The sequence below is a fragment of the Paenibacillus ginsengarvi genome, from assembly GCF_003626695.1.
GTDB lineage: Bacteria > Bacillota > Bacilli > Paenibacillales > NBRC-103111 > Paenibacillus_AB > Paenibacillus_AB ginsengarvi.
In genome coordinates this window covers 52,320-77,329 of record NZ_RBAH01000022.1, presented here as the reverse complement: position 1 = coordinate 77,329, position 25,010 = coordinate 52,320, and the positions used below count along the sequence as shown (strand labels likewise).

Annotated in this window: 22 protein-coding genes and 1 pseudogene; 5 read left to right on the top strand and 18 right to left on the bottom strand. The window is 54.6% G+C overall.

Going from position 1 to position 25,010, the window contains the following annotated elements:
• Positions 1-133 precede the first annotated feature (133 nt).
• Positions 134-1,765 (top strand): hypothetical protein, encoded by a 1,632-nt coding sequence (locus D7M11_RS25405; protein WP_120750077.1) that lies wholly within the window; start codon positions 134-136, stop codon positions 1,763-1,765.
• Between the two features lie 20 nt (positions 1,766-1,785).
• On the opposite strand, the pseudogene D7M11_RS25400 reads toward D7M11_RS25405, so the two are convergent.
• Positions 1,786-1,987, bottom strand: a pseudogene (locus tag D7M11_RS25400) (aldo/keto reductase); the annotation flags it as partial.
• A 138-nt stretch (positions 1,988-2,125) separates the two neighbouring features.
• On the opposite strand from D7M11_RS25400, the gene D7M11_RS25395 reads away from it, so the two are divergent.
• A complete protein-coding gene (locus tag D7M11_RS25395) occupies positions 2,126-3,025 on the top strand; it encodes an alpha/beta hydrolase family protein (RefSeq protein ID WP_120750076.1) in 900 nt (299 codons plus the stop codon).
• A gap of 76 nt (positions 3,026-3,101) precedes the next feature.
• Here the strand turns inward: D7M11_RS25395 and D7M11_RS25390 are convergent, their stop codons facing one another.
• From D7M11_RS25390 to D7M11_RS25375, 4 genes are all read right to left on the bottom strand, one after another.
• Entirely contained in the window at positions 3,102-3,971 is an 870-nt protein-coding gene (locus tag D7M11_RS25390) for a carbohydrate ABC transporter permease (RefSeq protein WP_120750075.1), read from the bottom strand.
• Positions 3,972-3,990: 19 nt separating this feature from the next.
• Complete coding sequence (locus D7M11_RS25385; RefSeq protein WP_120750074.1) at positions 3,991-4,890, bottom strand: ABC transporter permease; 900 nt, start codon at positions 4,888-4,890, stop codon at positions 3,991-3,993.
• Positions 4,891-4,982: 92 nt separating this feature from the next.
• Positions 4,983-6,314, bottom strand: a complete 1,332-nt coding sequence (locus D7M11_RS25380) for a type 2 periplasmic-binding domain-containing protein (protein WP_120750073.1) — start codon at positions 6,312-6,314, stop codon at positions 4,983-4,985.
• Complete coding sequence (locus tag D7M11_RS25375) at positions 6,311-6,535, bottom strand: hypothetical protein (protein ID WP_120750072.1); 225 nt, start codon at positions 6,533-6,535, stop codon at positions 6,311-6,313. Before D7M11_RS25375 ends, D7M11_RS25380 begins: the two co-directional genes overlap by 4 nt.
• 281 nt (positions 6,536-6,816) lie before the next feature.
• Between D7M11_RS25375 and D7M11_RS25370 the strand changes: the two genes are divergently transcribed.
• A complete protein-coding gene (locus tag D7M11_RS25370) occupies positions 6,817-9,180 on the top strand; it encodes a helix-turn-helix domain-containing protein (RefSeq protein WP_120750071.1) in 2,364 nt (787 codons plus the stop codon).
• A gap of 87 nt (positions 9,181-9,267) precedes the next feature.
• Here D7M11_RS25370 and D7M11_RS25365 read toward each other — a convergent pair whose 3' ends face one another.
• From D7M11_RS25365 to D7M11_RS25345, 5 genes are all read right to left on the bottom strand, one after another.
• The gene (locus tag D7M11_RS25365; protein ID WP_120750070.1) at positions 9,268-9,882 is read right to left on the bottom strand and encodes a class I SAM-dependent methyltransferase; all 615 of its coding nucleotides are present in this window, start codon (positions 9,880-9,882) and stop codon (positions 9,268-9,270) included.
• 66 nt (positions 9,883-9,948) lie between these two features.
• On the bottom strand, positions 9,949-10,602 hold the full coding sequence (locus D7M11_RS25360) for a hypothetical protein (RefSeq protein ID WP_120750069.1): 654 nt from the start codon (positions 10,600-10,602) through the stop codon (positions 9,949-9,951).
• On the bottom strand, positions 10,599-11,429 hold the full coding sequence (locus tag D7M11_RS25355; RefSeq protein ID WP_120750068.1) for an amidohydrolase family protein: 831 nt from the start codon (positions 11,427-11,429) through the stop codon (positions 10,599-10,601). Before D7M11_RS25355 ends, D7M11_RS25360 begins: the two co-directional genes overlap by 4 nt.
• Positions 11,420-13,375, bottom strand: a complete 1,956-nt coding sequence (locus tag D7M11_RS25350) for a DUF8034 domain-containing protein (RefSeq protein WP_120750067.1) — start codon at positions 13,373-13,375, stop codon at positions 11,420-11,422. Before D7M11_RS25350 ends, D7M11_RS25355 begins: the two co-directional genes overlap by 10 nt.
• A gap of 15 nt (positions 13,376-13,390) precedes the next feature.
• A complete protein-coding gene (locus D7M11_RS25345) occupies positions 13,391-14,296 on the bottom strand; it encodes an aldo/keto reductase (protein ID WP_120750066.1) in 906 nt (301 codons plus the stop codon).
• A gap of 113 nt (positions 14,297-14,409) precedes the next feature.
• On the opposite strand from D7M11_RS25345, the gene D7M11_RS25340 reads away from it, so the two are divergent.
• The gene (locus D7M11_RS25340; protein ID WP_158606825.1) at positions 14,410-15,231 is read left to right on the top strand and encodes an AraC family transcriptional regulator; all 822 of its coding nucleotides are present in this window, start codon (positions 14,410-14,412) and stop codon (positions 15,229-15,231) included.
• Between the two features lie 74 nt (positions 15,232-15,305).
• Here the strand turns inward: D7M11_RS25340 and D7M11_RS25335 are convergent, their stop codons facing one another.
• The 7 genes from D7M11_RS25335 to D7M11_RS25305 form a co-directional block, all read right to left on the bottom strand.
• On the bottom strand, positions 15,306-15,797 hold the full coding sequence (locus D7M11_RS25335) for a hypothetical protein (protein WP_147433492.1): 492 nt from the start codon (positions 15,795-15,797) through the stop codon (positions 15,306-15,308).
• Between the two features lie 38 nt (positions 15,798-15,835).
• Complete coding sequence (locus tag D7M11_RS25330; protein WP_120750063.1) at positions 15,836-16,162, bottom strand: hypothetical protein; 327 nt, start codon at positions 16,160-16,162, stop codon at positions 15,836-15,838.
• Positions 16,163-16,320: 158 nt separating this feature from the next.
• Positions 16,321-17,316 carry a hydroxyacid dehydrogenase gene (locus D7M11_RS25325; protein ID WP_120750062.1) on the bottom strand — a complete coding sequence of 332 codons (996 nt, stop codon included), beginning with the start codon at positions 17,314-17,316 and terminating at the stop codon, positions 16,321-16,323.
• 44 nt (positions 17,317-17,360) lie between these two features.
• A complete protein-coding gene (locus tag D7M11_RS25320) occupies positions 17,361-18,671 on the bottom strand; it encodes an ABC transporter substrate-binding protein (protein WP_120750061.1) in 1,311 nt (436 codons plus the stop codon).
• A gap of 228 nt (positions 18,672-18,899) precedes the next feature.
• Positions 18,900-20,297, bottom strand: a complete 1,398-nt coding sequence (locus tag D7M11_RS25315; RefSeq protein ID WP_120750060.1) for an extracellular solute-binding protein — start codon at positions 20,295-20,297, stop codon at positions 18,900-18,902.
• Between the two features lie 178 nt (positions 20,298-20,475).
• The gene (locus D7M11_RS25310) at positions 20,476-21,105 is read right to left on the bottom strand and encodes a dienelactone hydrolase family protein (RefSeq protein WP_120750059.1); all 630 of its coding nucleotides are present in this window, start codon (positions 21,103-21,105) and stop codon (positions 20,476-20,478) included.
• 29 nt (positions 21,106-21,134) lie between these two features.
• The gene (locus D7M11_RS25305; protein WP_120750058.1) at positions 21,135-22,337 is read right to left on the bottom strand and encodes a macrolide family glycosyltransferase; all 1,203 of its coding nucleotides are present in this window, start codon (positions 22,335-22,337) and stop codon (positions 21,135-21,137) included.
• Between the two features lie 248 nt (positions 22,338-22,585).
• On the opposite strand from D7M11_RS25305, the gene D7M11_RS25300 reads away from it, so the two are divergent.
• A complete protein-coding gene (locus D7M11_RS25300) occupies positions 22,586-23,446 on the top strand; it encodes a PHP domain-containing protein (RefSeq protein WP_120750057.1) in 861 nt (286 codons plus the stop codon).
• 137 nt (positions 23,447-23,583) lie between these two features.
• On the opposite strand, the gene D7M11_RS25295 is transcribed toward D7M11_RS25300, so the two are convergent.
• On the bottom strand, positions 23,584-24,999 hold the full coding sequence (locus D7M11_RS25295) for a catalase (RefSeq protein ID WP_120750056.1): 1,416 nt from the start codon (positions 24,997-24,999) through the stop codon (positions 23,584-23,586).
• Between the last annotated feature and the right edge of the window lie 11 nt (positions 25,000-25,010).

The window sequence follows — 25,010 nt, the reverse complement described above, 5'->3', positions numbered from 1 at the left end:
TTAGCAATCGTCGTCGCCATGATGCCATTCACCTTCTTTCCTCTTATGACTTCCTCGCATCTGACCATTACTTCAAACTTTTCCTGAGGGAATCACGTCCAATTTTTAGTATAACGAAATGGGAGTGATTGGTATGACGGTTAAGCTGCTGTCAGCCGTAACCGCCGCCTTTCTTTTGTCGGCCGCTTGCGGAAGCTTCGCGGAGGGCGGCAAATCGGCGGCGGCTGAGAATAACGCGAACCCCGTGTCGGCACAAACGGCTCCTATAGCCGCAAATACGGCGGATATCTCCGATATCGGCTTACGGGAGCTGCCGTGGCAAACGTATACGAACAGAGGAGACGTTCGCCTTTTACCGGACGGACTGGGACCGGATCACCGCCTTGTCAAAGAAGTGCCTCTTATTGCCGGAACCGGTTCAGGCAAAACGAAAGTCATTCTTTACGAGCGCTCGGACGATTCCTTTTATGTTCATGCGGCGCTGGAGCTAGACGGCATCACCTACGACTTGGGAGCGGTCGCCGGCCTATCGGATGAACCTGTGCAGATTCAGGACTTGTTCCTGTTCGGCAAAGAAACGATCCAAATAAAAGGAGCGGTCGGAGCGGCCGCCTCGATGACGCGTTACATCGACATTTCGGACGGAGTGCCGAAACCGCTGCTGCTCGTTGACGAAGGGCACGCCTCGGAATACGACATCGATCATGACGGACAAGAGGAAGTCATCGCAAGCTCAGGCACGATTCCCGGCTTATCCGTCTACCGGCTGAAGGACGGACATATCGAACGATGCCAGTTAAACGAGGCGCTCCGGGCCGATGCCGTCATCTTGACCAGAGAAGGCGCGATAGCGGCGTATTTCGGACAAGAACGGGTTAAGCTGTACTGGCTTAAAGCGGAAGGAATACTAAGCTTCGCTACGTATTCGGCGGAAGAATTCGAATCCGACCGCTTCGTCACGATCCCCTATACACCAGGCGATGTGAAGCAAATTCGCGAGCAGGCCGACCGGCTTCGTCTCTTCGATCCATACGTACCGCGGCAAGGGATTGCGACCGATTATTCGGTCGAAGCCGCAGCGGCGATGAATCGCGAAGGAACTCTCAAACTGACTTATCCCCACTTCGCCATTTACGAGTCCAGAGCGGATTTGCGTCTGCATGAGGAGGATCAGTCCGTTACAGGCGAGAAACGATATTTCCCCGGCTTTACGGCGGAGTGGATCGGACCGGCGGAGGGCGGCGGCGAATGGTATGTTCAGCGGGGATCGACCTATATGTCCATTATTACGGCAAAACCGTTCGATAAGGAGCAATTGCTGTACGTACTCGCCTCGATGATACCGCTCGAAGAAGTGAAAACCTCGGACGGTATGACTGCCGCTCTTCCTTCTCCGCCCGTCACCCGCGACTATTTGTTTGCGCTGCAAGCGGCTAACGAATTTGCGGCAGCCTGGGCGCACCGCGACCCGGACAGCGGGTTGAAATGGGTGACGGACGAATGGAAAGCCGGACAAGACCCGCTCGCGCTCGACGCCTACTTCCGCGGCACATCGAGTCCGCAGCATATGACGTTCGAATTGTCCGGAAAACGCCGGGTCGACGATCGCACTTATTTGTTTGAGCTGCGTTTGTACGAATATTATACCGGGCAGCCGGATTACGTCCTCGGTTTTCCAGCCGACTACGGGCGCGGCTTGATCATCGAGGTCGTGAAGCAGGGAGAAACCGAGTGGGGTGAAGGCATATGGCGGGTTAATCCTTAGTCGCCGTTTGGCGTACCCGGCTATAGCGCCCCAACAACCCGGTGAGGCACATACGGCTCTTCCAGCGAGGCCACTTCCCCAGGTGTCAGCTTGACCGAAAGAGCCGCTGCGGCCTCTTCGAGATGCGATAGCTTCGTCGCGCCGACAATAGGGGCCGTCACCGTTTCTTTTTGCAGCAACTATGACCCGATCAGCCTCGGCCGTAGCGTCGTACTTGGCTTGGCTAACATATGGCATTTACTAATGGATTATTAGGATCCAAGGAGGGAATGCCTTCCTTGTGGAGAATCTAATGTTCGAGGTGCCTATTTCCCCCTCTTATTTTCATTCGTATACAGGAACAAGGAGAATTGAATTGGGATGGACAAACCCAACAGTCTGATTCAAAACTGGCTGGATAAGATCGGCAATCCGTATCCTTACGAGTACGAGCATGAGCTGCGGCTTGTTCGCAAATTCGAGACGGACGAATTCGCCGGAGAACTGTACGAGCAGGCAAACGGACCGGGTACAACACAGCGGACGCTGCTTATGCTTCCGAAAACGATGGGCGGAAAACGGCCGGCGGTAGTCGTTCCGTTTTACTCCCCCGACCTGATGGCCGGTTATAAGCTCGACACACTTGAGCGTACGGACGAGCCTGATATAGCGATGGCTCTTCATCTTGTTCGGCGCGGGTACATTGCCGTGACGGCGGAGGCCTATCACCTGACTTACCGGGAGCTTGAGCTGGATCGTCAAGATTTCTCGCGCTGGCTGCTATCCGCCGAAGCCTTGCTGAGCGACCATCCCGGATGGACCGGTATCGGCAAACTGATTGCGGATACGCAGCTTCTCGTGGACCTTTTGTGCAACGATCCTAGGGTCGATCGCAACCGGATTGCTATAGCCGGGCACTCGCTTGGCGGTAAAATGGCTTTGTATACCGGCTGTCTGGACGACCGGATCAAAGCGATACTGGGCAGCGACTTCGGACTGGAATGGGACCGGACGAACTGGTCGAAGCCGTGGTACTGGGGAGAGAAGCTGGGTGAACTGAAGGCAGCCGATATGGACCATGCGGAGCTTCTGCGTTTAGGCGGATTGAAGCCGTTTGTCCTGATCGCAGGAGAATCCGACAGCGATGAGGCGCACGATATGATCAAGAAGGCCGGCTATTCCGAATCGTCGCAGTACCTGTTTATCAATCATGCCAGCGGTCATCGTCCGCCGAAGGAAGTGCTCGATACAGGGTATGATTTCTTGCAAACCTGCTTCTGACCAAAAAAAGGCGTGGGCCCGGTAAGATCGGAACCCATGCCTTTCTCTTTCTGCCAATGGACGGCGAAGCGGCCCGCTATCCTTTCACCGAACCGATCATCGTCCCTTTTTCAAAATAACGAAGCAGGAACGGGTACACCACCAACACCGGCAGCACGGACACGATGACCGCCGCCATTTTTAGGCTTTCCGGCGCAGGCGGAATCTCGTTCACCGCCGACGTAAACGGGTCCAGACGGTTCTCGATCAAGATTTGGCGGACGATCTGCTGCAGGACGAATTTCGTTTGATCCGTCACGTAGAGCAGGTTGTCACTGAAAGCATTGATATGATATACAAGCGACCACAGTCCGATCGTTACAAGCGCAGGCATCGAAAGCGGCAATAAGATCCGGGTGAGAATGCGCAGGTCGCGAGCTCCATCGATCCGCGCCGCTTCGATAAGCGCATCCGGAATCGAACGGAAGAACGAGATCATGACCAGCACCTGGAACGCATTCGCCGCATGCGGCAGCACGTAGACCCACCGTGTATTAAGCAGATGCAAATCTTTCATCAGCAAATAATTCGGCACGATCCCTCCATCGAATATCATCGTGAACAGCAGCAGCAGCACGAGCACCCGTTTCCACGGAAAATCCTTGCGCGATAGCGGATAAGCCGCGCATACAGTGACGAGCAGCGTCAACGCCGTTCCGACGACCATGCGGAAGAGCGTATTCGCGTATCCCGTCCAGATGAACGGATACGTGATGACTTCCTTGTAAGCGGCAAGCGTCGGCTGCCTTGGAATCCAATGGAAGCCGCTGCGCAGAGCCTCCCCCCGCCCGCTGAACGAAACCGACAGCACATGAATGAACGGATAAACGACAACGATCGCGAGTAGGCCCAGTACGATATAGATCAAGCTAACAGCCAGCTTATCCGGCCAGCTTCCGTTTCTCATGCTACCTTCCTCCTGCCTCTTACCATAGGCCGCTCTCCCCGCGGCTCAGCCTACGTACCGTGAAGTTCGCCCCCAGGATGAGCAGCAGCCCTACCAGCGATTTGAACAGCCCGATCGCGGCGGTGTAACTGTATTGGAATTGCTGAAGACCGACGCGATACACATAAGTATCAATGACATCACCGGTGTCGAAGGTGACGGGGTTGAGCAAATTGATGATTTGTTCGAAGTTGGCGCTCAAAAAGCCGCCGAGACTGAGAATAAACAGGATCGACACAGTCGGCATAATCGACGGAATGCTGATATGGAGCATGCGCTGCCAGCGGTTCGCCCCATCGATGGTCGCCGATTCGTGCAGCTCCGGATGGATGCCGGCGAGTGCGGCGAAGTAGATGATTGAGCTCCAGCCGATATCTTTCAGAATGGCCGATGCGACAATGATCGAGCGAAAGTATTGTTTCTGCCCCATATAAAAAACCGGCTTTCCTCCGAACCATTCGACGATAGAGGCCACGACGCCCGTCGTCGGGGACAAAAAGTAAATGACGAGACCCGACATAATGACCCACGACACAAAATGCGGCAAATACATCGTAATCTGCACGAAACGCTGAAAAAAGCGCGATCGGATCTCGTTCAGCAGCAGCGCCAGTGCAATCGGCGCCGGAAAAGCGAACAGCAGCAAATACAAATTCAGCAGCAGCGTATTTTTGAGCAGCCGGTAAAAATCGTCCGTTTGAAACAACGCTTCAAAATGCTTCAGCCCCACCCACGGACTGCTCCAGATGCCGTCGATAACGCGAAAATCTTTGAAGGCGATCGATACCCCGTATAGCGGACCGAACTTGAATACAAGGAAAAAAGCGAATGCAAACAAATAGAGCGCAAGCAGCTCCCGATGCTTGATGACGGTCTTCATTGTCCTGTGTGCACTTCCTTAAGCCGAATTCGATCCGTCCGCGCGAAGGCAGTGCGCCTCCGCCGCGAACGTGAAATCGCTTGGCAAGCTGATTATTTTTTGAACTGCTTCTGGTACATTTCGTTTGCTTCCTTGGTTAGATCGTTCCCGCCCTTCGCTTTCCATTCCGCAACATATTTGTCGAAGTCGCTGAGCGGGATTTCTCCGCTGATGAATTGGGCGAAATATTTTTGCGTCAGCGCGGTCAAATCTTTCTTATACTTGCCGTCCGAAGGCAGCGCCGCGAACAGCAGCGCATCGGTCCAGTGCGGTGCGGACGAGTACGTGCGGACCGCTTCGTTCAGCTTCGGATTCGAATATTTGTCGCGATAGCTGCGGGTCGTAATGTTGCCGAGCGAGAACAGCCGGACGCCAATCGAATCGCGCTGCTCCTGCTTCTCGAAGCCGGGCAAATATTTCGTTGCTCCCGAGGTCGTTCCGCTGGTTGCAAAATCCCAGTTCGTTCCTTTTACTCCCATACTCGTCATGTTGATCGTCTCTTCGTCGCTGCTCTGCGCCCGCAAAATCTCGAATATTTTGTTCAGCTTCGCGGGATCGTCCTTCACTTTGTTGCCGATCACGACATAATTGCTCTTGACGCCCCAGTCCCAGTTGCCGCTGCCGCCCGGGCCTACCGGATTTTTGCTGATCGCAAGCTTTGCACTAGGGTTTACGTCCTTCATCGAGACGATGGTCGCCCCGTCTTCGAGCGCAGCTCTGCCGATCTGCTCCTCGATGGCGCCGATCCGGTTGTTGTACAGCTTCTTGCGGTACGTATCCTGCGTATCGGTTATAAATTCCGGATCGATGACGCCGTCCACGTACCACTGGCGCAGCTTGGCAAGGGCATCCTTCGCCTCCGGCATAATGGAGCCGTTAACGATCTGACCGTTCTTCTCCTGCCACAGCGTAGGCTCTACGCCGTAAGCGCCGAACACCGAATAAAACCCGGTCGACCAGGTCGACGTCGCCGTTCCCGTCAGACCGTACGTATCGTTTTTGCCGTTTCCGTCGGGGTCCTGCTTCGCAAACGCATAGATCGCCTTCTCGAACTCCTCGAGCGTCTCCGGCAGCTTTGTGATGCCTACCTTATCCAGCCAGTCTTTGCGCCACAGCATCGTCATATCGTAAGGCTTCAGATCGATATACATCGGGATCGCCCACAGCTTGTCGCCGAATGTTACCGTCTGGAACAGCGCCTTCGACTGCTCTACGTCCTTGTAATACTCTGGCATCTTTTCCTTCACCATATTCGGGTCGATGTTCAAAAGCACGCCTTGTCCCTGGTAAGCGGATACATTGGCAGGATCTCCGAGCATGAACAGATCCGGCACATCACCGGAAGCGATGCTGGCGTCGGTCACCTTGACCGGTTTGATTTTCACATTGAATTTTGCTCCAGCCATTTTTGCACTTGCGTATCGGCAACGACCGCCGTCGCCTGGAAGTGAATCCCCCATTTAATCTCGATCGGTTTGGCTGCGCCGCCGGAACCCGCTTCGGCGCTATTCTTCTGGTTATCCGAGGTGCATCCGCTGAGAAGACCGACCGCCATACTGGCTGCTATCACGGAAAGCGCGACAGGTTTCATTTTTGTATAGACCACTGCAATTTCCCCCTGCTCTTAAATGGTATATCGTTTTCCCGCAATCGTGTCCGGCCGGGACTTGCGAACGGTTACATTCCCTACGATAGTCCGCAGACGGCTCCAGCACAATCATTTCATTCGATTCCGGTTATGTTTTTCGCTTCTCGGGTCTGTTTCCGGCCATTGTGTTATCCGATTTTTCGTATGTTATTCGCCTCTCGCCTTCCCGTCTTGACGATCTGTGCTATAATTTTGACGTGCGCGAGTGAAAACGCTAACAGAGACAAAGGGGGGTCAGAATGATCGGTCGTCTAGGAATCCGCAATCGTTCCTTATTCGTCAAGCTGTTGCTGTCCATGACGGTCATCGTCCTTGTCACCGTCATCCTGATCTCCACGGTCACGTATACGATTTCCGCCGATACGAGCATTCAAAACTCGATCGAGTATAATCAATCGATCCTGGAGCAGCAGCGCGAGCTGATCCATAAAGAACTAAACGCCGTCAAAAATATCGCCTCCAGCATGATTATGACTCAATCGTACCTGTTCAATACGATTAACGACAAGCTAAGCGTCGGCTCGCTGATCGACCTGTCCCGGGTCGTGGATGAGCAGCAGAAGCTGAGCCCGTATGTGGACTCGATCTATCTCGCCTACGGCAAACAGGATCTCGTTCTGACTTCCCGTTCCGATATGAAAATGTCGCCGTTGTCCTCGTTCATCGACCGTTCTTGGTTGCCCGAAATGAATAAGGATACAGGAAGCCGGACGGTCTGGCTCACCGGACGCTCGAACGGATTTGCACAAGGGAAATCTGCCACCAGCTTAATGCAGAAAATGCCGCTCATTGGTCCTGTCGAAGGAACTATCTTAATCAATCTGAAGCTCGATATGCTGTTCAAGGACTATCTCGGCCATTACCGCAACAAAAAAGGTACGACCGTCGTGCTCGGCCCAAGCGGCGAGCTGCTGTACAGCGAAACCGACGACGCCGTGCAGCTGGCGTCACAGCTTGACCCTGCGACTTTATCCGAAGCAGGAAGCGGATCGTACTTCTTCGATCGCCATTGGATCGTCACCTATACGACTTCCGAGCTGACCGGCTGGAAATTTGTTAATTTAACCAAGCAATCCATACTGCTGCAAGGCCTGAACCGGATTAAAATTATCGTGGCGGCCGTTGCCGGTCTTTATGTGACGGTTGCTCTGGTTTTATCCTTTTTCATTTCTCAGCGCCTTTACCGCCCATTGAAAAACGTCGTGGCTTATATTAACGGTTCCAATGCGGCGGCAGGCTCCTCCTCCGAAACCGGAGCGATTCGGGATTCAGCTGCGCCTCCTGCCGACGAAGCGAGCTTTATTCGGCAATCGTTCGAATGGCTGCGGCACAGCCAGGAGACGATTTTGCATGAGAAAACGCGGGTGGAGACGCTGCTCGGAGCGAACCGGCCGGCGATCAAGGAGAAATATTTGAGCGATCTCGTCAAAGGGAAAGCGATTTCTCCGGCTACCTTCGGGCTTGAAAAGGACGCAGCGGAGCTGCTCGGATTAAGGCAGGACTTCACGCGTTTTGCCATTCTCACCCTCGAGCTGGAGGAGCCCGCAACGCTTCACGATTCGACCGGAAAGCTCCGCTTTCATCTGCTGCAGTACGGCGTTATCGATGAGCTCGAACCGGAAATCGAGGGGGACATTTTTGCCATCGACGATGAACGGACGGTTATTATCCATTCCGTACCGTCCGGTGAGGACGAAGCTCTTATCGAGCTGGCCAGAAAGCTGCAGCGGGCGATTGAGCGCCGCTACGGCATGACAGCAACGTTCGGGATCAGCCGCATCCACACCGGCGTGCAGGCGGCTAATACGGCTTACGAGGAATCGGTCGAAGCGCTCAGCCTCAAGATGTATGTCGGCAAGGGGGAAATTGTGCCCCATGCGATCGTAAACAGCTGGAAGCAGGATGATGAAACTTACTATTACCCATACGAGCTGGAAACGAAGCTTCTTCAGGCGCTGCTGCAGCTGGACGAAGCGGAGTGCGCGGAGCAGATTAGCCGGATTACGCAGGAGGTAACCGCCCGCAGGCTGGGAAAAGCCAATGTGCAGCAGCTTTTCTTCCAGCTCAGCGGAGAAGTCGTCAAAACGCTCGTCCAAACCGGAGGGGATATGTCCGTCGTATTTGGCGAGAAATCGTTCGCCTTGACCGGCATTCAGACGATTCGCGATATGGAGACGCGCCTTACGGATCTGTGCGCCCGGATTATTGCCCATAACCGGGAAAAACGGCTGAAGCTGAACGATAGGACGCTGCAGCTCGCCACCGAATTTATGGAGATGAACTACAACAACAATATTACGATCGAATCGGTAGCGCAGCACGTACAGCGAAGCACCTCGTTTTTGAGCCGCATCTTCAAGGAGGCTACCGGCACAACGATCAACGATTATTTGATTCATCTTCGCATCGGGCGGGCCTGCGAACTGCTGCGGCTGCCGAAGTATACGCTCGAGGACGTTTGCCGGGAAATCGGCTATTCGAACGTCAGTTACTTTAATAAGCTGTTCAAGTCGCGCACGGGGCATACGCCGGGGCAATACCGGCTGCTTCAGGCAGCGGAGCAGAGTGCCTTGGGGAAACGGAAAGAGCCGGATGCGACCTGATCCGTTACGGCTTGGCGCTCCCTTCTAAGGAGATAGAACTTCGTGCGAGAAAAAAGGCAGCCGCTAATTGTCGGCTGCCTGTATGAGTTAACGCCCATTTTTAATCGGTGAAGCCCATACCAAATGAATCGTACTTAGCATGTAACGCTCCATCCGGCGGATCTGAATCGGCGACTGCTGAAAAATGGCGATCATATTGCGATCCAGATGGCAGCCCACAGCGCGCCGAAAGATCGGATCGACGAGCTTCTGAGCGCCGCCTATAAGACGGTTGGAGCTGAGACCGTGCTCCATTAACAAGATTTGACCGTCCGGTTTGCACCACCTGCTAAAGGCTTCCAGCATTCGAACCGGGTTTTCGTAACCGCAAAAGGACAATGTCGATACAATCGTATCGAATGCGTTATCGGGAAACGATATCGATTCGATGTCGGACTCCATGAAGGTAGCCCTAACATGGCTGGCCGCTGCGGACTCCTTGGCCTTGGACAACATAGCGCCGCTGAAATCGACAGCAGTCACTTCCACATCCTTGGGGTAAAAGCAAAAATTCGCTCCGGCGCCGACAGCAACCTCCAGAACGTTCCCTTTGGCGCATCCGATCAATGTTTTCCGCCATTCTCGTTCCGTTTGCCGCTTTCTTCTCGCTTCGTAAATAGGAGATTGATGATCGAACTTGCGGATGAGCTTCTCCTTGTCCATAAGTCCCCTCCTCCACTAACGATGATTGGACTTCGAATAACTTCAGCAGTTGATATTATCGCAAAGTTATTCGCCAAAGGAAAGCAGCATGCTCATTTTTTCCCACAGAACGGGTCCGCGCTCTCCATCCGACCAGGGGAGAAAATGCGGCTGCATCGTTTCGTGCCAATTGTCCGGAGCGACAGGCGCCGGCCACGTTCTTCGAGTCGCCCGGCTTTCGCCCTTCGGCGCCGGTAGTTCCTGATACGAGAACAGGATATTTTCGTGCGCGCCGATGATATAGGTCGGGTTGAAGCTCCCCGGCGTCTCCTCCTGCTTGGCATAATGGTAAAAGACGTAACTCGCGAACAGCTCCGGCTTCAGCCGGGCCAGCGAGCCGAGCCGCTCCCTACCAGCGCGTCCGATGCCAACTTCCTGCGCTCCCGCCTCCCCGTCATGATAAATATCCAGCATAGGCACCTCTAAGCGGGCGCCCTTCTCCCCCGGCCAGATCTCCAGCAGTTTCCGGCAACGGCCAGGCCATTCCCATTCGAAGCTATTCGCCGCATACTCGGCATAGACGAATACACCGCCTTTCTTCTCGAACAAGCAGCCGTTTATTAGCCCCAAATCGCGGAGCTCCTTTTCCCAACGGGAACCGTTTTCCTCAAGCGCCAGAACGAAGTCTTCTCTAGCCCCTTCCTTTACCTGCGCGCGATACATCCGTCTCGTTATCATCATTCGATCCGGTAAATCCGCCGGGCGTTCCCTGCGCGGATCCTTCCTTTCTCCTCCTCGGTCAGTTCATCCGGCAGCAGCACTTCGAACAAAGCCACGACGTCCCCGTAGCCGCCGGTTTGCAGTGCAACCGGCCAATCGCTGCCGAAGAGCAGACGGTCTGCGCCAAACAGCTTCACCAGTTCGTGAGCGTATGGCCGGAGCAAAGCCGGATCGAAACCGCCCGCCATCGTGATCATACCGGAAAGCTTAACCGCCACGCCCGGTAGCTGCGACAACCGCTCCATGCCGGTACGCCACGGCTCCATCCGCTGCTCCCGAACGGCCGGGCAGCCCAGATGATTGATGACAGACTTTAGCGCAGGCACCGCCTCCAGGTACGCTGCAACGTCCGGCAGATCGTCCGGCCGGGCAAGCAAGTCCAGCGTCATCCCGGCTTGCAGCAATTGGTCGAGTGCTTCCCGCATCTTACCCCGTTCATCCGCCGAGCGCCCGTCCCCAAAGGCGCTGCCGTTCATCCTGACGCCGATGAAGCGAGAATGTGCTTGCAGCGACCGGAGCTGCGCGGCAAAGCCGTCCGCGAACGGATCGAGTCCGCCGCTAACAGCCGCCGTCACCGGACTATGCTGCGTCAATTCGAGCAAATAAGCCGCCTCCTCGGGGGTAGGGGCCGCCTGGACAACGACAAGCCCCTCGATCCCGTACGTACGAAGCTCCGGAAGCAGCTGCTCCGGCAAGTAATCCCGGTAAAGCAGCGAATTGTCCGGTTTCAGCCAGCCGTAATCGCCGCGTGCGGGCTGCCAGAAATGGACGTGACTGTCTACGTACATGCCGCTCCACCTCCTTGTGCGCTCCTGCCGAGTAAAAGTGGATCCGATGAGCTGCGATTCTCCCAGGGTCCTTCATAGCTTGGAGCATGAACATACCGCTCCATATCGAGACGCAGCCGTATACCCGCTCCGGGTTTCAGAAGAACGGCCAGCCACTTGCCCTGGACCTCGGCAGCCTCCCTTTGCGGGCGGTTGTCGGTCCCAAGCCGCTGGGCAGTCGTGAACCGGTGCTCCCCGAACGTCCCCGCCTGAATGACAACCTCCCGTTCGTTGAACAGGCTCGTGTTGCATAGCTGAAGCGTAGCGCTGTCGGCAGTTAGCGCTTCTACGAGCGCCGATACCCCCGGTGGAAGACCCGGACGCCGCTCCTGAGCGTCGAAGTAGCGTACCCGCGCATGCTGCAAGCCGCCGTGCGAGATATGCATCGGTCCGCCCAGCGTCAACTGAACGAGCGCCTCGAAGTACAGCGGGCACATCTCCTGCCAGATATGGATGCTGGAAAAGTCCCCTTCGTGGAAGCCGCTGCGCCAATTCGCGGGATCGCCCTGCTCCGAGCGCATCTTCTCCAGCTGACGGCCGACCAGCTCCATATTGGCGGTCAAGATCGCTTCCGGATAACCCGGATTATGGCCGCGAATATACTGGAACCACGGCTCCGTATTGCCGATATAGTGCTTCGTCTCCCTCCCGGTCCGGCTGTCCCTTCCCGATACGACCGGCACGATCACTTCATTCCAATCGTGATCCCGGGGAATCCGTTCGATCCGCTGCAAATCTTCGTCCGCCATCGACATCGTCCACAAATAAATCGGATATTTAAGCAGCGGCTTCCGCCAATCGTTCCAGCCGTTATCCCCGTGCTTGTTCGGCACGAGCATCTGTCCGTTCACTTCCCGGCGCAGTTCCCAGTTCGCATCAAGCTGGGAACGCGCCAGCGTCAGACGGCTCATCTCTCCCGTCAGCAAAACGGCGTTCATGCAAGCGTTCGTAAGCGGCTCGATAATCGTCATAAAGCCGTGCGGCCATCTCCAGCCGTAATAACCGCCCCACCATTTGCCGTCATTGTACTCGCCGATTTGGCCAGATAAACCGATATTGTCCGGAATGATTCCGCCGTTGCGGAAGGTTCTCTCCTCCCAGGCGGAGAGGTAATCCGTCACCCATTCGCGGAACGTCTCCTCTCCCGTATGCATGAAGGCGTGCGCGAGCAAACCGGTGGCGTTCAAGTTCAAGGGGACGTCCCCTCGGTTCATCCGCTCGTTCATCGCTGCGATCAGCTGCCGGTACACCTCGTCGTCCGACCAGGCGCATTTGCCGCTTGCACAGTCGACGCCCGGGATGTCCTCATACGGTGCCGGGTAGTGGTCCAAGATACCGCGATGCGTGCTCCAATCCTCCTCCGACACGGTAAAGCGAGGCCCCTTGCTCCCGTTCAGAGGCGAACGGATAAGCCGCAGCGCTTTATCGTAGTTCGGGGCGTCCGGATCGTCCCCCGTATACATATGGGCAAAACGGACCGACCGCTGCTGGTCTTTCCGTGTGGCCGGACCCGCCAGCCCGAGGAAGTACAGAAATAAATAACCTTCGCCGTGATGCATCCAATCGTAGTACGCGTCGAATTCCCGATGAATCTGCCCGTACTCCGTCCATTGCCACGTAATGGCTTCCCATATACGCCGCGATACCTCGTACAGCTCCCTGTTTCCCCCCAGCACGTAAAGCAGCGCCAAATTCATAAAGCCTTCGTAAGGGTCGTCCGAGCCGTCCATCCCAGGCCATTCCTTCTGCCAGATCAATGTGCCGTCCGGCTCGGTATAACGCCCGACAAATTCCTTCGCCGCTTGGTTCAAACTGGCGAACAGCCACTGTTCCCGCAGCGCCCACTCCGGGGGCACCATGCGTTCTGTCGCCTCGATTCGCGGCATCTCGTTTCCCTGTTCCTTCACCTTGCGCCCCTCCTCCTACTCTTTGAACAGCTTCTTGCCCTGGAACAGGGCGTACACCCGGGCCAGTTCTTCCGGCTCCAGTCCCTTTCCGTCGCAATACGCCATGTTCGTACGGAGCACTTCAGAAGTCGCTGCACCGGTGAGCGTAACGTGAATGGCCGGCTGCGTCAGGCTGAAACGCATGGCAGGCTCGACAAGCCCGTACGGCTCCCGCTTGCGCAAAAAACGCAGCTGCTCGATGCGCGATGCCGCTTCCTCCACGATAGCCCGGTTCATGAACGGCGCAGGCGTGTCGGCCAGCAGCCCGAGACCGAGCACGCTGCCGTTGATAACGCCGATCCCTTTCTCCAAGGTCAGCGGAAGCAGCTCGTCCTTGGCCGTATGATCGATCAGCATGTACCGCGCATAAAACTGGATCGTGTCAAACCGGTCCAAATTGACGAATTGCATTAGAAGTTGCAAAACCCGGGTCGAGATGCCGATAAACCGGATTTTGCCGTCCTCTCGAAGCCTCTCGAGCGCCGGAAGCGTCTCGCCCACAATCATTTCAAACGGCGCCTGCTCGGCATCGTGTATTTGCAGCAGATCGATCCAATCGGTTTCCAGCCGCTTGAGGCTTTGTTCGACGGAGCGGATCGTCCCCTCATAGCCGAACGACTCATCCGGTCCAACTGCTTTCGAGGCGAGAATAACCTGATTGCGTTTCCCGCCCCTCAGCGCACGACCGATCCTCCGTTCCGATTCCCCCCGGCCATAACGCGGAGCCGTGTCGATCAGATTGATGCCGCCATCGATCGCCTCATGGATCATCTTCTCGACCTCACGCTCATCGGTAGGTCCGAAATCTCCGGCCAGCGGCGCGCCGCCTAATCCGAGCCTGGATACGCGAAGCCCGGTTCGGCCTAGTGCAGTGTATTCCATTATGCAACCCCTCCTACTGTAAATTGTAGAGATCCTGCCCTATAATGAAATAGCCAGAGTTCTTCATCTTATAGCATATGTTCTCTACCACAAGAAGAAAGAGGCGTAATCCGTTGGAGTTCATTTATACGAAACCGGTCGGACTGACCGATCTTGCGGTGCTGGAGGTCGGTACGCAGGCTGGCACGCCGGACATGAAGTTCGGACCGGGCGTACGGGATATGTATATTCTTCATTTCATCCATAGCGGTTATGGCACTTACGCCGCAGGGGACAGCCGGGAAAGGATCGGACCGGGCGGCTTATTCCTCGTCATACCGGACACCGTCCATGCGTATTGGCCCGACCCGGACGAGCCGTGGCATTATTCGTGGTTCGGGTTCACCGGTACAATGGCGGCGCGTCTATGCAAACAGGCAGGGCTCGCCGGGAACACCCCCGTTCGGCTTCCCGATCGATCACATTCCGTTGCCCCGCTGTTTCACGATCTGCTGGCTTTGCGCGAAGAGCCGGCCAAGGAGCTGCTGTTTACCGGGCTGCTGTACCGGATCTTCGGTACGCTAGCCGTTGCGGATGAGGAGCCCGCACTGCGCCCCGACGTCGGCCAACATGTGCGCAAAGCCGTCGCCTTCATCAACGCCCGTTACGCCGATGCGATCGGGCTGGTGGATATTTCCGGCCATATCGGGCTCGACGCCAAATACGTATGCCGGCTCTTCCGGCAGCGTCTGTCCATGTCCCCTTACCGGTACTTGACCGATGTGCGGATGAGAAAAGCTTGCCGCCTGCTGCGCGGAGGGCAGCTTGGAATCGCCGAAGTCGCCCGTTCCGTCGGATACCAGGACCAATTGCTCTTCTCGCGGATGTTTAAACGCATGATCGGACTTTCCCCGTCCGCATACAGGGATAGGGCCCTGCTGGAGAACCGCGAGTGAACGCAGCCTCCCGGACCCTCACGCCCTCTATGAAAATGAAGGCCCTTGTCGCAACTTCAGACAAGGGCCTTCGCTTAAGTCTCCTTTCCATGATTCGTAATAAATCTGGCATCTACCTCCGGTATGGTAACAACCGTTCTCATTGTACTGTCATACGTATACAGCCCTTTCGAAACGCCCCAGAGAGTGATGAGATCGTTCTCCAATATCCGTTCCTCGTCTCTGGTGCGCACATAGTTCACATAGATCGTGTCATTCCAGACCGACCGGTCTTTCGTCACGTTCACCCGCAGCGAAGTAATATTTCCACGTTCGATGAGTTGAACGACTTTGCCCGTAAACGTTACGCGTTTCAGGCGGTGATTGTTCGGATATCGGGCCAGCTCCAGATAGGGGATCTGTTCGGCAGCGTTCGTATACGCTTCCGGAGATTCCGCATGAGCGGACGAAAGAACTTTCACGGTTTGCAAGTCTGTCGAATCTTCGGTCAGAGCGCAAGAAGTCAGCAGAGCAGCAAGGCATATCATGCCTAGTGGAGCAGCTAAAATCGATCGTACGATTTTCAAAAGGTTCACCTCTCTACGGTCAATCCGTTTTATCGCCATTACTTATTCCAATATTTCTCTTCAAGTCTGCCGTTAATGAAATGCAGAACGATTTGCGGAGGATTGAATAAGGTCCGGAACGTCCAGCGGAACTTCTCTCTGTATTCGTACTCTTGTTTAGAGTACAAAGTGGTCGTTTTATCGCTTGCCAAGTAACCCGGTTTCTCTGCAATCTCCACCGCTTCTTCCACCGTCATCCCTATTTCAAGATGACTGTACTGTTCGAGTGTGATTTTGGGATACCGCTTGTTGCTGAAATAAAACGGAGCAATGATTGCACTAACAACTACCAGTATAACGACGAACAAAATAAGCCAGCCTTTCATTTGTTTCGCTCCTTCTGCTTGGAATAGTCTGGAATACTTGTACGACAAATATCGCGGAAAGTTGCAGATGAATGGCGGAAAATAAGAAAAAGGACGCAGAGCGTTAGCAACACTCTACATCCTGTATACGTTGGTCCGCTTACCCATCTGTGCCCGCGTCAGGCGAGCGTGGCCAACTGCTCCTGACGAACCTCTCCTTCCAGCGGCTGTCCCGCCACGAGCCGTTTCAGCTCGTCAATGGCGAATTGGCCGAGCCGCTTCACTCCGTTGCCGACCGCACCGGCTATATGCGGCGTCAGCACGCAGTTCGGCAAGCTTCGCAGCGGGTGATCTTCGGCCGGAGGCTCCGGATCGGTCACATCCAGGCAGGCGAACAGCCTGCCTTTCCGAAGCTCCTCCACAAGCGCCAACTCATCGACAATCGCTCCTCTAGCCGTATTGATCAGAATGGCGTCGTCCTTCATCGCCATAAGCCGGTCGCGGTTGATCATCCTGTACGTAGCCGGCAGAAGCGGCGCATGAATCGAAACGACATCGCTTTCGGCGAGCAGCGTATCCAGCTCCGTTTTGCATGCCCCCAGCTCCGCTGCCTGCTCCGCGCTCAGCACCGGATCGTACACGATAATGTTCACGCCGAATTGGCGCAACAGCCGAATGTAGTGCCGGCCCGCTTGACCGGCGCCGATGACGCCGACCGTCACCTCGTACAGCTCGCGCACGTTTTCTCTTCCGGCGTACCAGCCTCCGGCCCTAGTCGACGAGACGAGACTCCACATATTTTTGAGCGAGGCGATCGTGAGGCCGAGAGCCGTCTCGGCTACGCCGATGCCGAGCGGCCCGTTCGCGCTCGATACGCGAATGCCCCTCTCCCATACGGCCGGGGTGACGATGCCTTTCACCGTCCCCGCCGCGTGAAGAATCGCTTGCAGATTCGGCGCGGCCGATAACAGCTCCTCCGTAAACGGAAGGCAGCCCCAGGAGGTGATTGCGATATCCGCCCCCTTCAGCAGCTGCCGAACCGCTTCCGGCTCGGGCTTCCCGGCCCGCTCATTGGCTGCAACCCGCCCGAGCACTTCCAACTGCCGCCACTGCGGCTCGCCGAATATTCGATGCTGCGTGCCAGGCTGCGGCAATACCGCTATGTTCAAACGCATGACCGTCTCTCCATCCTGGTTCCGTCCCGTAACCGGGTATCGTTTTATTTGCTTTTTTCCTTGGCGATTTCCGCTTTCAGCTTTTCGTCCAACTCCCTGAGCGCGGAATTGACGTCCTTTTTGCCCATTGCGACGTCCACGAACGATTGGCTGAGCAGATTTTGCTGGGTAACCCCGGGAATGTCCGTCAAGCCCGCTTTGCGCTTCGGCGTATAAGGGATGGGCGGGTAAAAGTTGATTGCGTCCATGTTCTTTTTGCTGTAGATCGGATGGCTTTTGCCAAGCGCCTTCTGGACGTCCTTACTCGCAAGCGTAGTCGTTATGCCTTTCTTCGAATCTTCCATCTGCACTTCGTCGGACAGCATCGCCATAATCATCTCGAACGCTTCTTCCTTATGCTTGCTAGTCTTCGAAATCGACCAGTAGGCCGGTCCCCTCTGCGGCATCAGCTTCGGAGCGTCCTGCATGATCGGGTAAGAGACGAGATCCCAGTTCAGCTCCGGCGGAAGCACCAGATAGACACTGTGCTGGTTGGTCATAAGCGCCACATTGCCTTTGGCGAACGCTTGCCCATCGAGGGTGGCGGTGCTCTCGATCTTATTGTTCGGAATTTCGTAGAACCGCTTCAAGTTGTTGAACAGCGTCGTCCAGCGCTCCGGGTTCGCCAGCTTATCCTCGTTCGGATCGAGAATCGGCAGCGAATACGGATTGTCGCGCAGCAGATTGGTCGGGTGCGAGCTGAAGCCACGGTATACGACGCCTCCGTCGACGCGCGTCATTTTTTTGGCCAGATCGTACAGTTCGTCCCATGTCATGCCGTCTTTCGGATAAGCAACTCCGAACTTGTCGAACAAATCTTTGTTGTAATAAAGCGCCTGGGGAAAATACGGGGGCACCGGCAAGCCATACAGCTCTCCGGTTCGGACAACGTCGACTATTTCGTCGATAAATACGTTGTTGAACCGCTTCAGATCGTATTTGTGCTTCTGCACCAGCTCCCTCATGTCGTAGCCTAACCCCAAATCGAGATACCCGGTAACGAGCGTCGGCACATCGGTTCGGATAATGTCGGGAATCGTGCCAGACGCGATCATGTCGTTGATCGTCGCCCCCTTGCCCCCCGGCGAATACTCGACCGTTACATGCGGGAATTTCTGCTTCAGCAGCTCTCGGAACCGGTCTTCGAATTCCTCCGTCTTCACCCCGTTGGCGAGAATTTTCATCGTGTACGGCTCTTTCGGCTTCTCCGCCTCCGCTTTGTTTCCGTCCGCCGCCCCTTGTTTACCGGAGCTGCATGCGCTCGTCAGTAGCAGTACGGCCAGCCCGGCACCCAGTCCCATCTTTACCCGGTTCATTCGTCCGCTCCCCTTCTTCTTCTCCTAAGTAAGGCCAGTTGCTTTATTGACCCCAAACTGACCCCATAATTAGCATAAGCCGTTTTGAAAGCGCCGTCAATGAAAATAAAAACGTTTGATCGCGACTTTAAATGGTCTTTAAATTAAAACTGGGAGGGGAGTCGTTCCCCCACAGCAAAAAAAGACACTCGGAACGGGGTCCCGAATGTCTTGGGTATGGGATGCCTTTTATGATGCGCCAGGCCGGTTTTCCGATAGCGCCCGTTCCATGCCTCGGCTCATCGCGGCCGCGTTCTGCAGACCGGTCAAATAAAGCTCGAACTGCTTCTGGATCGCCCTGAGCTGGACGGTACTGAGCTTCAAGTGTTCCAACAGCCTGTACGAAGGTATCATGTCCGTGAAAATACCGAAATGCTCCGGGTGCGGCACATCCGCCTCGCCCACCCATTCGGCCGCCTCCCGCAGCGCCGGAATGCTGAACGTCCGGCTGCGGATGGCCAGCTGCGCCTCCTTGCCGCCGAGAAAATCGACGAGTTTGACCGCGGCTTCTTTTCTTCGCGATTGGCGGCTGACCACGGCGCCGATGACGGCGAGCAGATTCGCATTCACCCTGGAGTGCGGAAGACGGGCCACGTCGAACGCGATGCCCGTTTGCCTCAAATGGTTCAGGGAAAAGTACGTCGTCATGATCATCGACACTTTGCCGTCCTTGAACCATTCAATCGCCATGCTGTCGAGCCCCGACAGCATAGCGGGAAATACGTTCGTCTGCTCTACCAGCCTGCGGCATACGCTGAGGCTATCCGTTAGAGCTTCCTCCGGCAAACGGTACTCCCCATGCTCATCCGGAGAAAAATCGATCCCGCTCTGCAGCAAAAACACCGGCCAGCGGTTGCGCGACAACAATTGGAAGCAAAAGCCGAACCTGCTTCCGTCAACCGCCACCTGACTGGCCAGCTCCATCAGCTCGTTCCAGCTCCACTCTCCTGCCGGCTCGCGCAAATCGCACTCCTTCAGATGATCGCGGTTGTAGCATACGACAAGCGGAGAAAAAATGAGCGGCCGCACCAGCAGCCTGCCGTCTACCGTAAACGGCTCGCTGGCGAATGGGTATTGACCGGGATTCGGCGCAAGCGGTTCGAGCAGCTCGGCTCTCATCTCTCTCGAAAACTGCCGGATTGTATTGTGGTTCATGATCGCGGCATCGAGCGTTCCTTCGGCCATATGCCGCTGAATGTATCCCGCGTACTCGCTCGTCGGAATCATCACCGTTTCCACGCGGACATTCGGATACCGCTGATGAAATTTCTCAAGCAGATCAGGCAGATCCATTTCCAGTTCGGTCGTACTATATACGCCCAGCCTGACGGTCGCCTCCTCCGCTGGCGGCATTCCGACGACAAGATTGCCCACGCGCGGAATTTTGCGAATAAGCCCTTCCCGGACAAGCTGCTCGAGCCCTTTGCGGACCGAGGTGTTGCCGAGCTTGAACCGCTTCTCCAGATCGCTTTCCGACGGCAAATGCGTCCCGATCGCCTGTACGTTCGTTATAATTTCGCCGCGAATCGTTTGAACCATCTCTTCAATCCGCGACTGGGAATGTTTGCGCACCACTTTTTTTTGCATCGTCCAACCTCGCCCCGACTTGTTGCTTGCTTCTACCAGGTGATCCGAGCGGCTCCGTTATCCGGACGGTAATGCCGCAGCTGGAAAACCTTTTCCAAGCTATAGTCTAGCACCAAGTAACCTTTTACCGCAACAAGCCTTATACAGACTACTTCGATAAAGATCAGGTTTCTCGCAGTCAAGCTCGGCCTGAATCCAGCAGCGTATTCTGCGGGCAAACGGCTCCACGGTCCAGCCGCCGGAGGAACTCAAGTACACGATGGAGAAGCAGCGCCGCCGAGTCCGCGTCATAGGAAGAAGACAAGCTGCAGTCGGCAAAAAGATGCCGGTCGCCCGGATATACATAAAGCTCGGCATGTTGGGCTGCCTTCGCGAGCTCCCGTGCTGCTTCTAAATCTCCCTCATGAGCGAAAAAAGGATCGGCGTCCATTCCATGAATCTGCACCGGCATATCCGCAGGCCAAGGGGATCCGAAAGCCGAGGGCGGAACACAGGCGTCAAAGAACAACGCGCCGCGGGCGCCTTCACGGGTTTGGGAAAGGCTCTGGGCCGCCAATACACCGAGCGAAAACCCCGCATAAACCATCTCGCGGGGAAGTGCTGAGACCGCGCGTTCGCCGCGCGCGATAATCGTTTCGACCCCCACCTCGCTGACGTAAGCCATACCGCTTTCGATCGTTGTAAATAAATGACCTTCGAATAAATCAGGAACATGCACGGTGTGTCCTTCTGCTTCAAGCTTATCCGCGAAAGCGTACATGCCTTTGGTCAATCCTAATGCGTGATGAAATAGTACAACCTCTGCCACATCGTCTCCCTCCCTTTATCGGTACTTCCTTACCGTTGAAGCCGGTATTTGAAGTCGAATATCTCATCAACCGCTCTGCGGTACCCGCCCGATTGCCGAAAGGATGCCCCGACCTGTGCGGTGGCGTTTCTGTAAGAGGAGTCGCTTAGCACTTGATCTGCGGCATCACGCAGTCCGGGAACCGTCAAAGTTTGCATACTCAGCTCAACCCCTGCGCCGATGCTCGCAACTTGTCCGGCAATGACCGGCTGATCCGCGCTTTGCGGGATGACAACGAGCGGAACGCCGTAGTAAAGAGCTTCGTGCGTACTGTTCATGCCGCCGTGCGTAATGAATAGTTTCGTTTTTTGCAACACATCGTTCTGCGGAACATACGGTTTGACGATAAAGTTGCCCGGGATCTCCCCTAAATCGGAAAGCGGCGTTCTGGCGCCAATGGACATCACGACCGTATGGTCCGTGTTCCCAAACGCCTCTATGCTCAGCTTATAAAACTCAATCGCGCGGTTAAAAACGGTACCGAGCGAAATGTAAATGGGACGTTTTCCCTCGATGGCAGCCAGGTCAAAGCGCTCCGGATTCGAGCTCGAAGTGACGGACGGGCCTACAAATTTGTAGGATTCGTCGAATGCTTCTCCATGCGGTTGAAACTCCCTCGTCGTATAGACGAGCGTAAGCGGCGCAGGATTACAAAACACTTCATAGGGGGATTCAATCTCGACCCCGTATTTTTGCTTCACTTTTTCTGTAAGACTGTGGTACGTATCGCTTACAGGTTTAGCGATTTCAGCAGGAACTGTTGTAAAAAACGGCTCCATCACCCGATCGAAATCCGCTTTTGTTTGCGCGAACGACGTACAGGAGTTGATGGCAGGAAGTTTCAAAATCTGCGCAAGCATGCGTCCGCACCCGAACATCGAATCATGGATCATGTAATCGAAGCTCTCACCCTGGATCTGCTCCAGAACGCTCGGTAAAACGATATCCGCCGTAAGCAGAAGACCGTTAATTCTCTGAAGCGCGTATTCCCTTCCGCTCGAGATAAAGGCTTGAATAAACTGCTGACCGTCAAAGGTTCGAACGGTAGCCCCCGTCTTCTCGATCCGCTCCCGAAAAGCTTCGATACAAAAATACACGACCTCCTCGCCGCGTGAAATAAGCTCTTGTACCACTCCGATCGTCGGGTTGATATGTCCTTCCGAGCCGCCGTTCACAAATAAAACGCGCGCCACTTCTATCACTCCTCGTATATCGTCTTGTCTCGCGGTCCGATAACCGCATTATCGCCAATCGTGATTACGGACCCGTCGCTTCATACGTTTGTGGCTATGAAGTTATAGTAACATGTTCTCTCCCTTTCAACTAATTCCCCTTGCTTTTCTCGATACTCAGTTTTATTGCTTTTGTTACATAAGAAGGGATTATTATCCTCAATCGCGAATGTTGATTTATATAAATTTGTTACGGAGCTGGTTTTAAAATGAAGCATAAAATTGCAGACCTGCATATTCACTCTTTATTTTCCGACGGAACATTGTCTCCCGAAGAAATTATAGCTATAGCAGTAGAGAAAGGGTTGGGTTTAATAGCGATTACTGACCACAATGTGCTAGAAGGTTCAAGAGAAATACAAAAGCTGAATGATCAAAAAGAACTATTGTTCATATCTGGTGTAGAACTGGACGCATTAGATAGGGGAAAAAATCTGCATATATTGGGTTATGGAATGGATTTAACTAATGAAAGGTTCAGAGAATTTACTGAAAAAAACAGATTGCTTCTTGAGTCTATAGATGAGCGGCTCCTAGTAAGGATGCAAAGGGAATACAATAACATATCTCTAGAGGAATACTTAAATTATAATTACGACCGAAAAAACGGTGGTTGGAAGGCATTGCATTATTTCATGGAAAAGGGGATTACCAACAGTTTGACAGCAGGCTTTGCATTCTATTCAAAGTACGAACAATCATATAATTGTATGGAGTTTCCCTCTGTTAGCATGGTATGTAATCATATTCACAGTGCAGGTGGGAAGGCAATTCTTGCTCATCCAGGAAGAGTTATAGATGTTACTGAGAGGAACGATTTTAAGAGAGAAGTAACTAGATTAATTAATTTGGGGATTGATGGGATTGAGTGTTATTATCCAACACATTCTCCTGAAGTCACGGAAGATTGCCTGTCCATTTGCAAAGAACTTGGCTTGTTAATTACAGCAGGTTCTGATTGCCACGGTTATTTTGGAAAAACCGAAATTGGAGAGCCGGATATTCCGATTTCCTGGTTAAATCTAGGGGATATTTTAAGTCACAAGTTAGCAAACAAATTCGCCACATGATTGAACTAACGGGAAACGCTCGCTTAATAAACCGCCTTTTTATCAAGGCGGTTTTTCTTATCGCAAAAAATCAATATTGGAATTTAACATAACCATCGTTCAAAAAGACTTCAGCCGCACGGGCTGAAGCCTTTTCGTCAACCTTTCGATGAAGCTTGAAGCTGCCGACCGACCCGGTCTCCCAATTCGGCCGATGCCTGGTGCAAATAGCTTAGAACGACGCTTTGCGTCTCGGCGGATATGCCGGCTAGGCCCCCGGCGAGGTTGTCGACGAGATGCTGCTGTTGTATAGGAGGAAGTGCGGCGTAATATTCGCCCGCTTGCGTGAAGTTATCAGGCCTGGGCAATTCCGAGCGCACAAGGTGTCCTTCTACGAATCTGCCGCTACCGCTCGTTATCTGCGAGTCGGGTGTCCAGTCGGATTGATGGTTGATCGGAATGTGCCGAAAGTCCGGTCCGAGCCGCCGCCGCTGGGAATCCCAGTATATATTCGCCCTTCCCTGCAGCATCTTGTCGTCCGACAATTCTGCGCCCTTAAGCAGATTAGACGGCGAAAAGGCGAGCTTCTCGACTTGCTCCATATAGTTGTCGGGATTGCGGTTCAACACGAGCCGACCGACCGGCAGCAGCGGATACAACCGGTCATCCCATACCTTCGTGTCGTCCAGCGGATCGAAGGGCAGACGCGTTTCGTCCTCGGGATTCATGAGCTGCACATAAAGACCGTATTCGACAGTCTGCCCTGAAGCGAGCGTGTCATATAAATCCTGCGCGGCGTAGTCTGGATTTTGACCCGCCAGCTTGTCGGCTTCCCGGCTGTCGATGTACTGGATGCCCGCCGCCGGGTACCAGTGATACTTGACATAGGTGCGGACGCCTTGCGCATTTTTCCATACATACGTATTGACGCCGTGGCCGGGGATGTGCCGGAGGCTCTTGACCGTTCCCGCGTCCGAATAAAGCCGCACGAGAAAATGAGTCGCTTCCGGCGCGCGGGCGATAAAGCTCCAGAACCGCTCGGGATCGATCAGATTGTTCACCGGCGAGGGCAGAAAAGCTTGGATCGATTCCGGGAAACGGACCGCATCCCGGACCAGAAATACTGGAATATGATTGCATAACAGATCGAAAACGCCATCATCCGTATAAAACTTCGTAGAGAACCCGCGGACATTGCGGGAAGTATCCGGCGTCCCCTTGTTGCTGACGGCGAGGGAAAATCGGACGGTCACCGGAACCTGCTGCCCGGGATGCTGCAAAAAGCCAAGCTCGGTATAGGCCGCCATGGAATGAACGGTTTGAAAATAGCCGAAAGCGCCGCAGCCCTTCACGTGAACGGGCCTTTCGATGATTTTGCTATGTACGAATGTTTCCAGCGTTTCATGTAACAAGCTGTCCTGCTCCAGCACAGGACCTCTCGGACCTACTGTTTGCGAATGGAGCGGTGCCGACGTGTTCGCAGGCCACTTCCGGTAAGGATGCTGTTTCTCATGCGCCTGATCGGGGGGATGCCGGGGAACCTCGCCCCTGTAATCATTTTCGTTGTACTTCACGCTCGAACCTC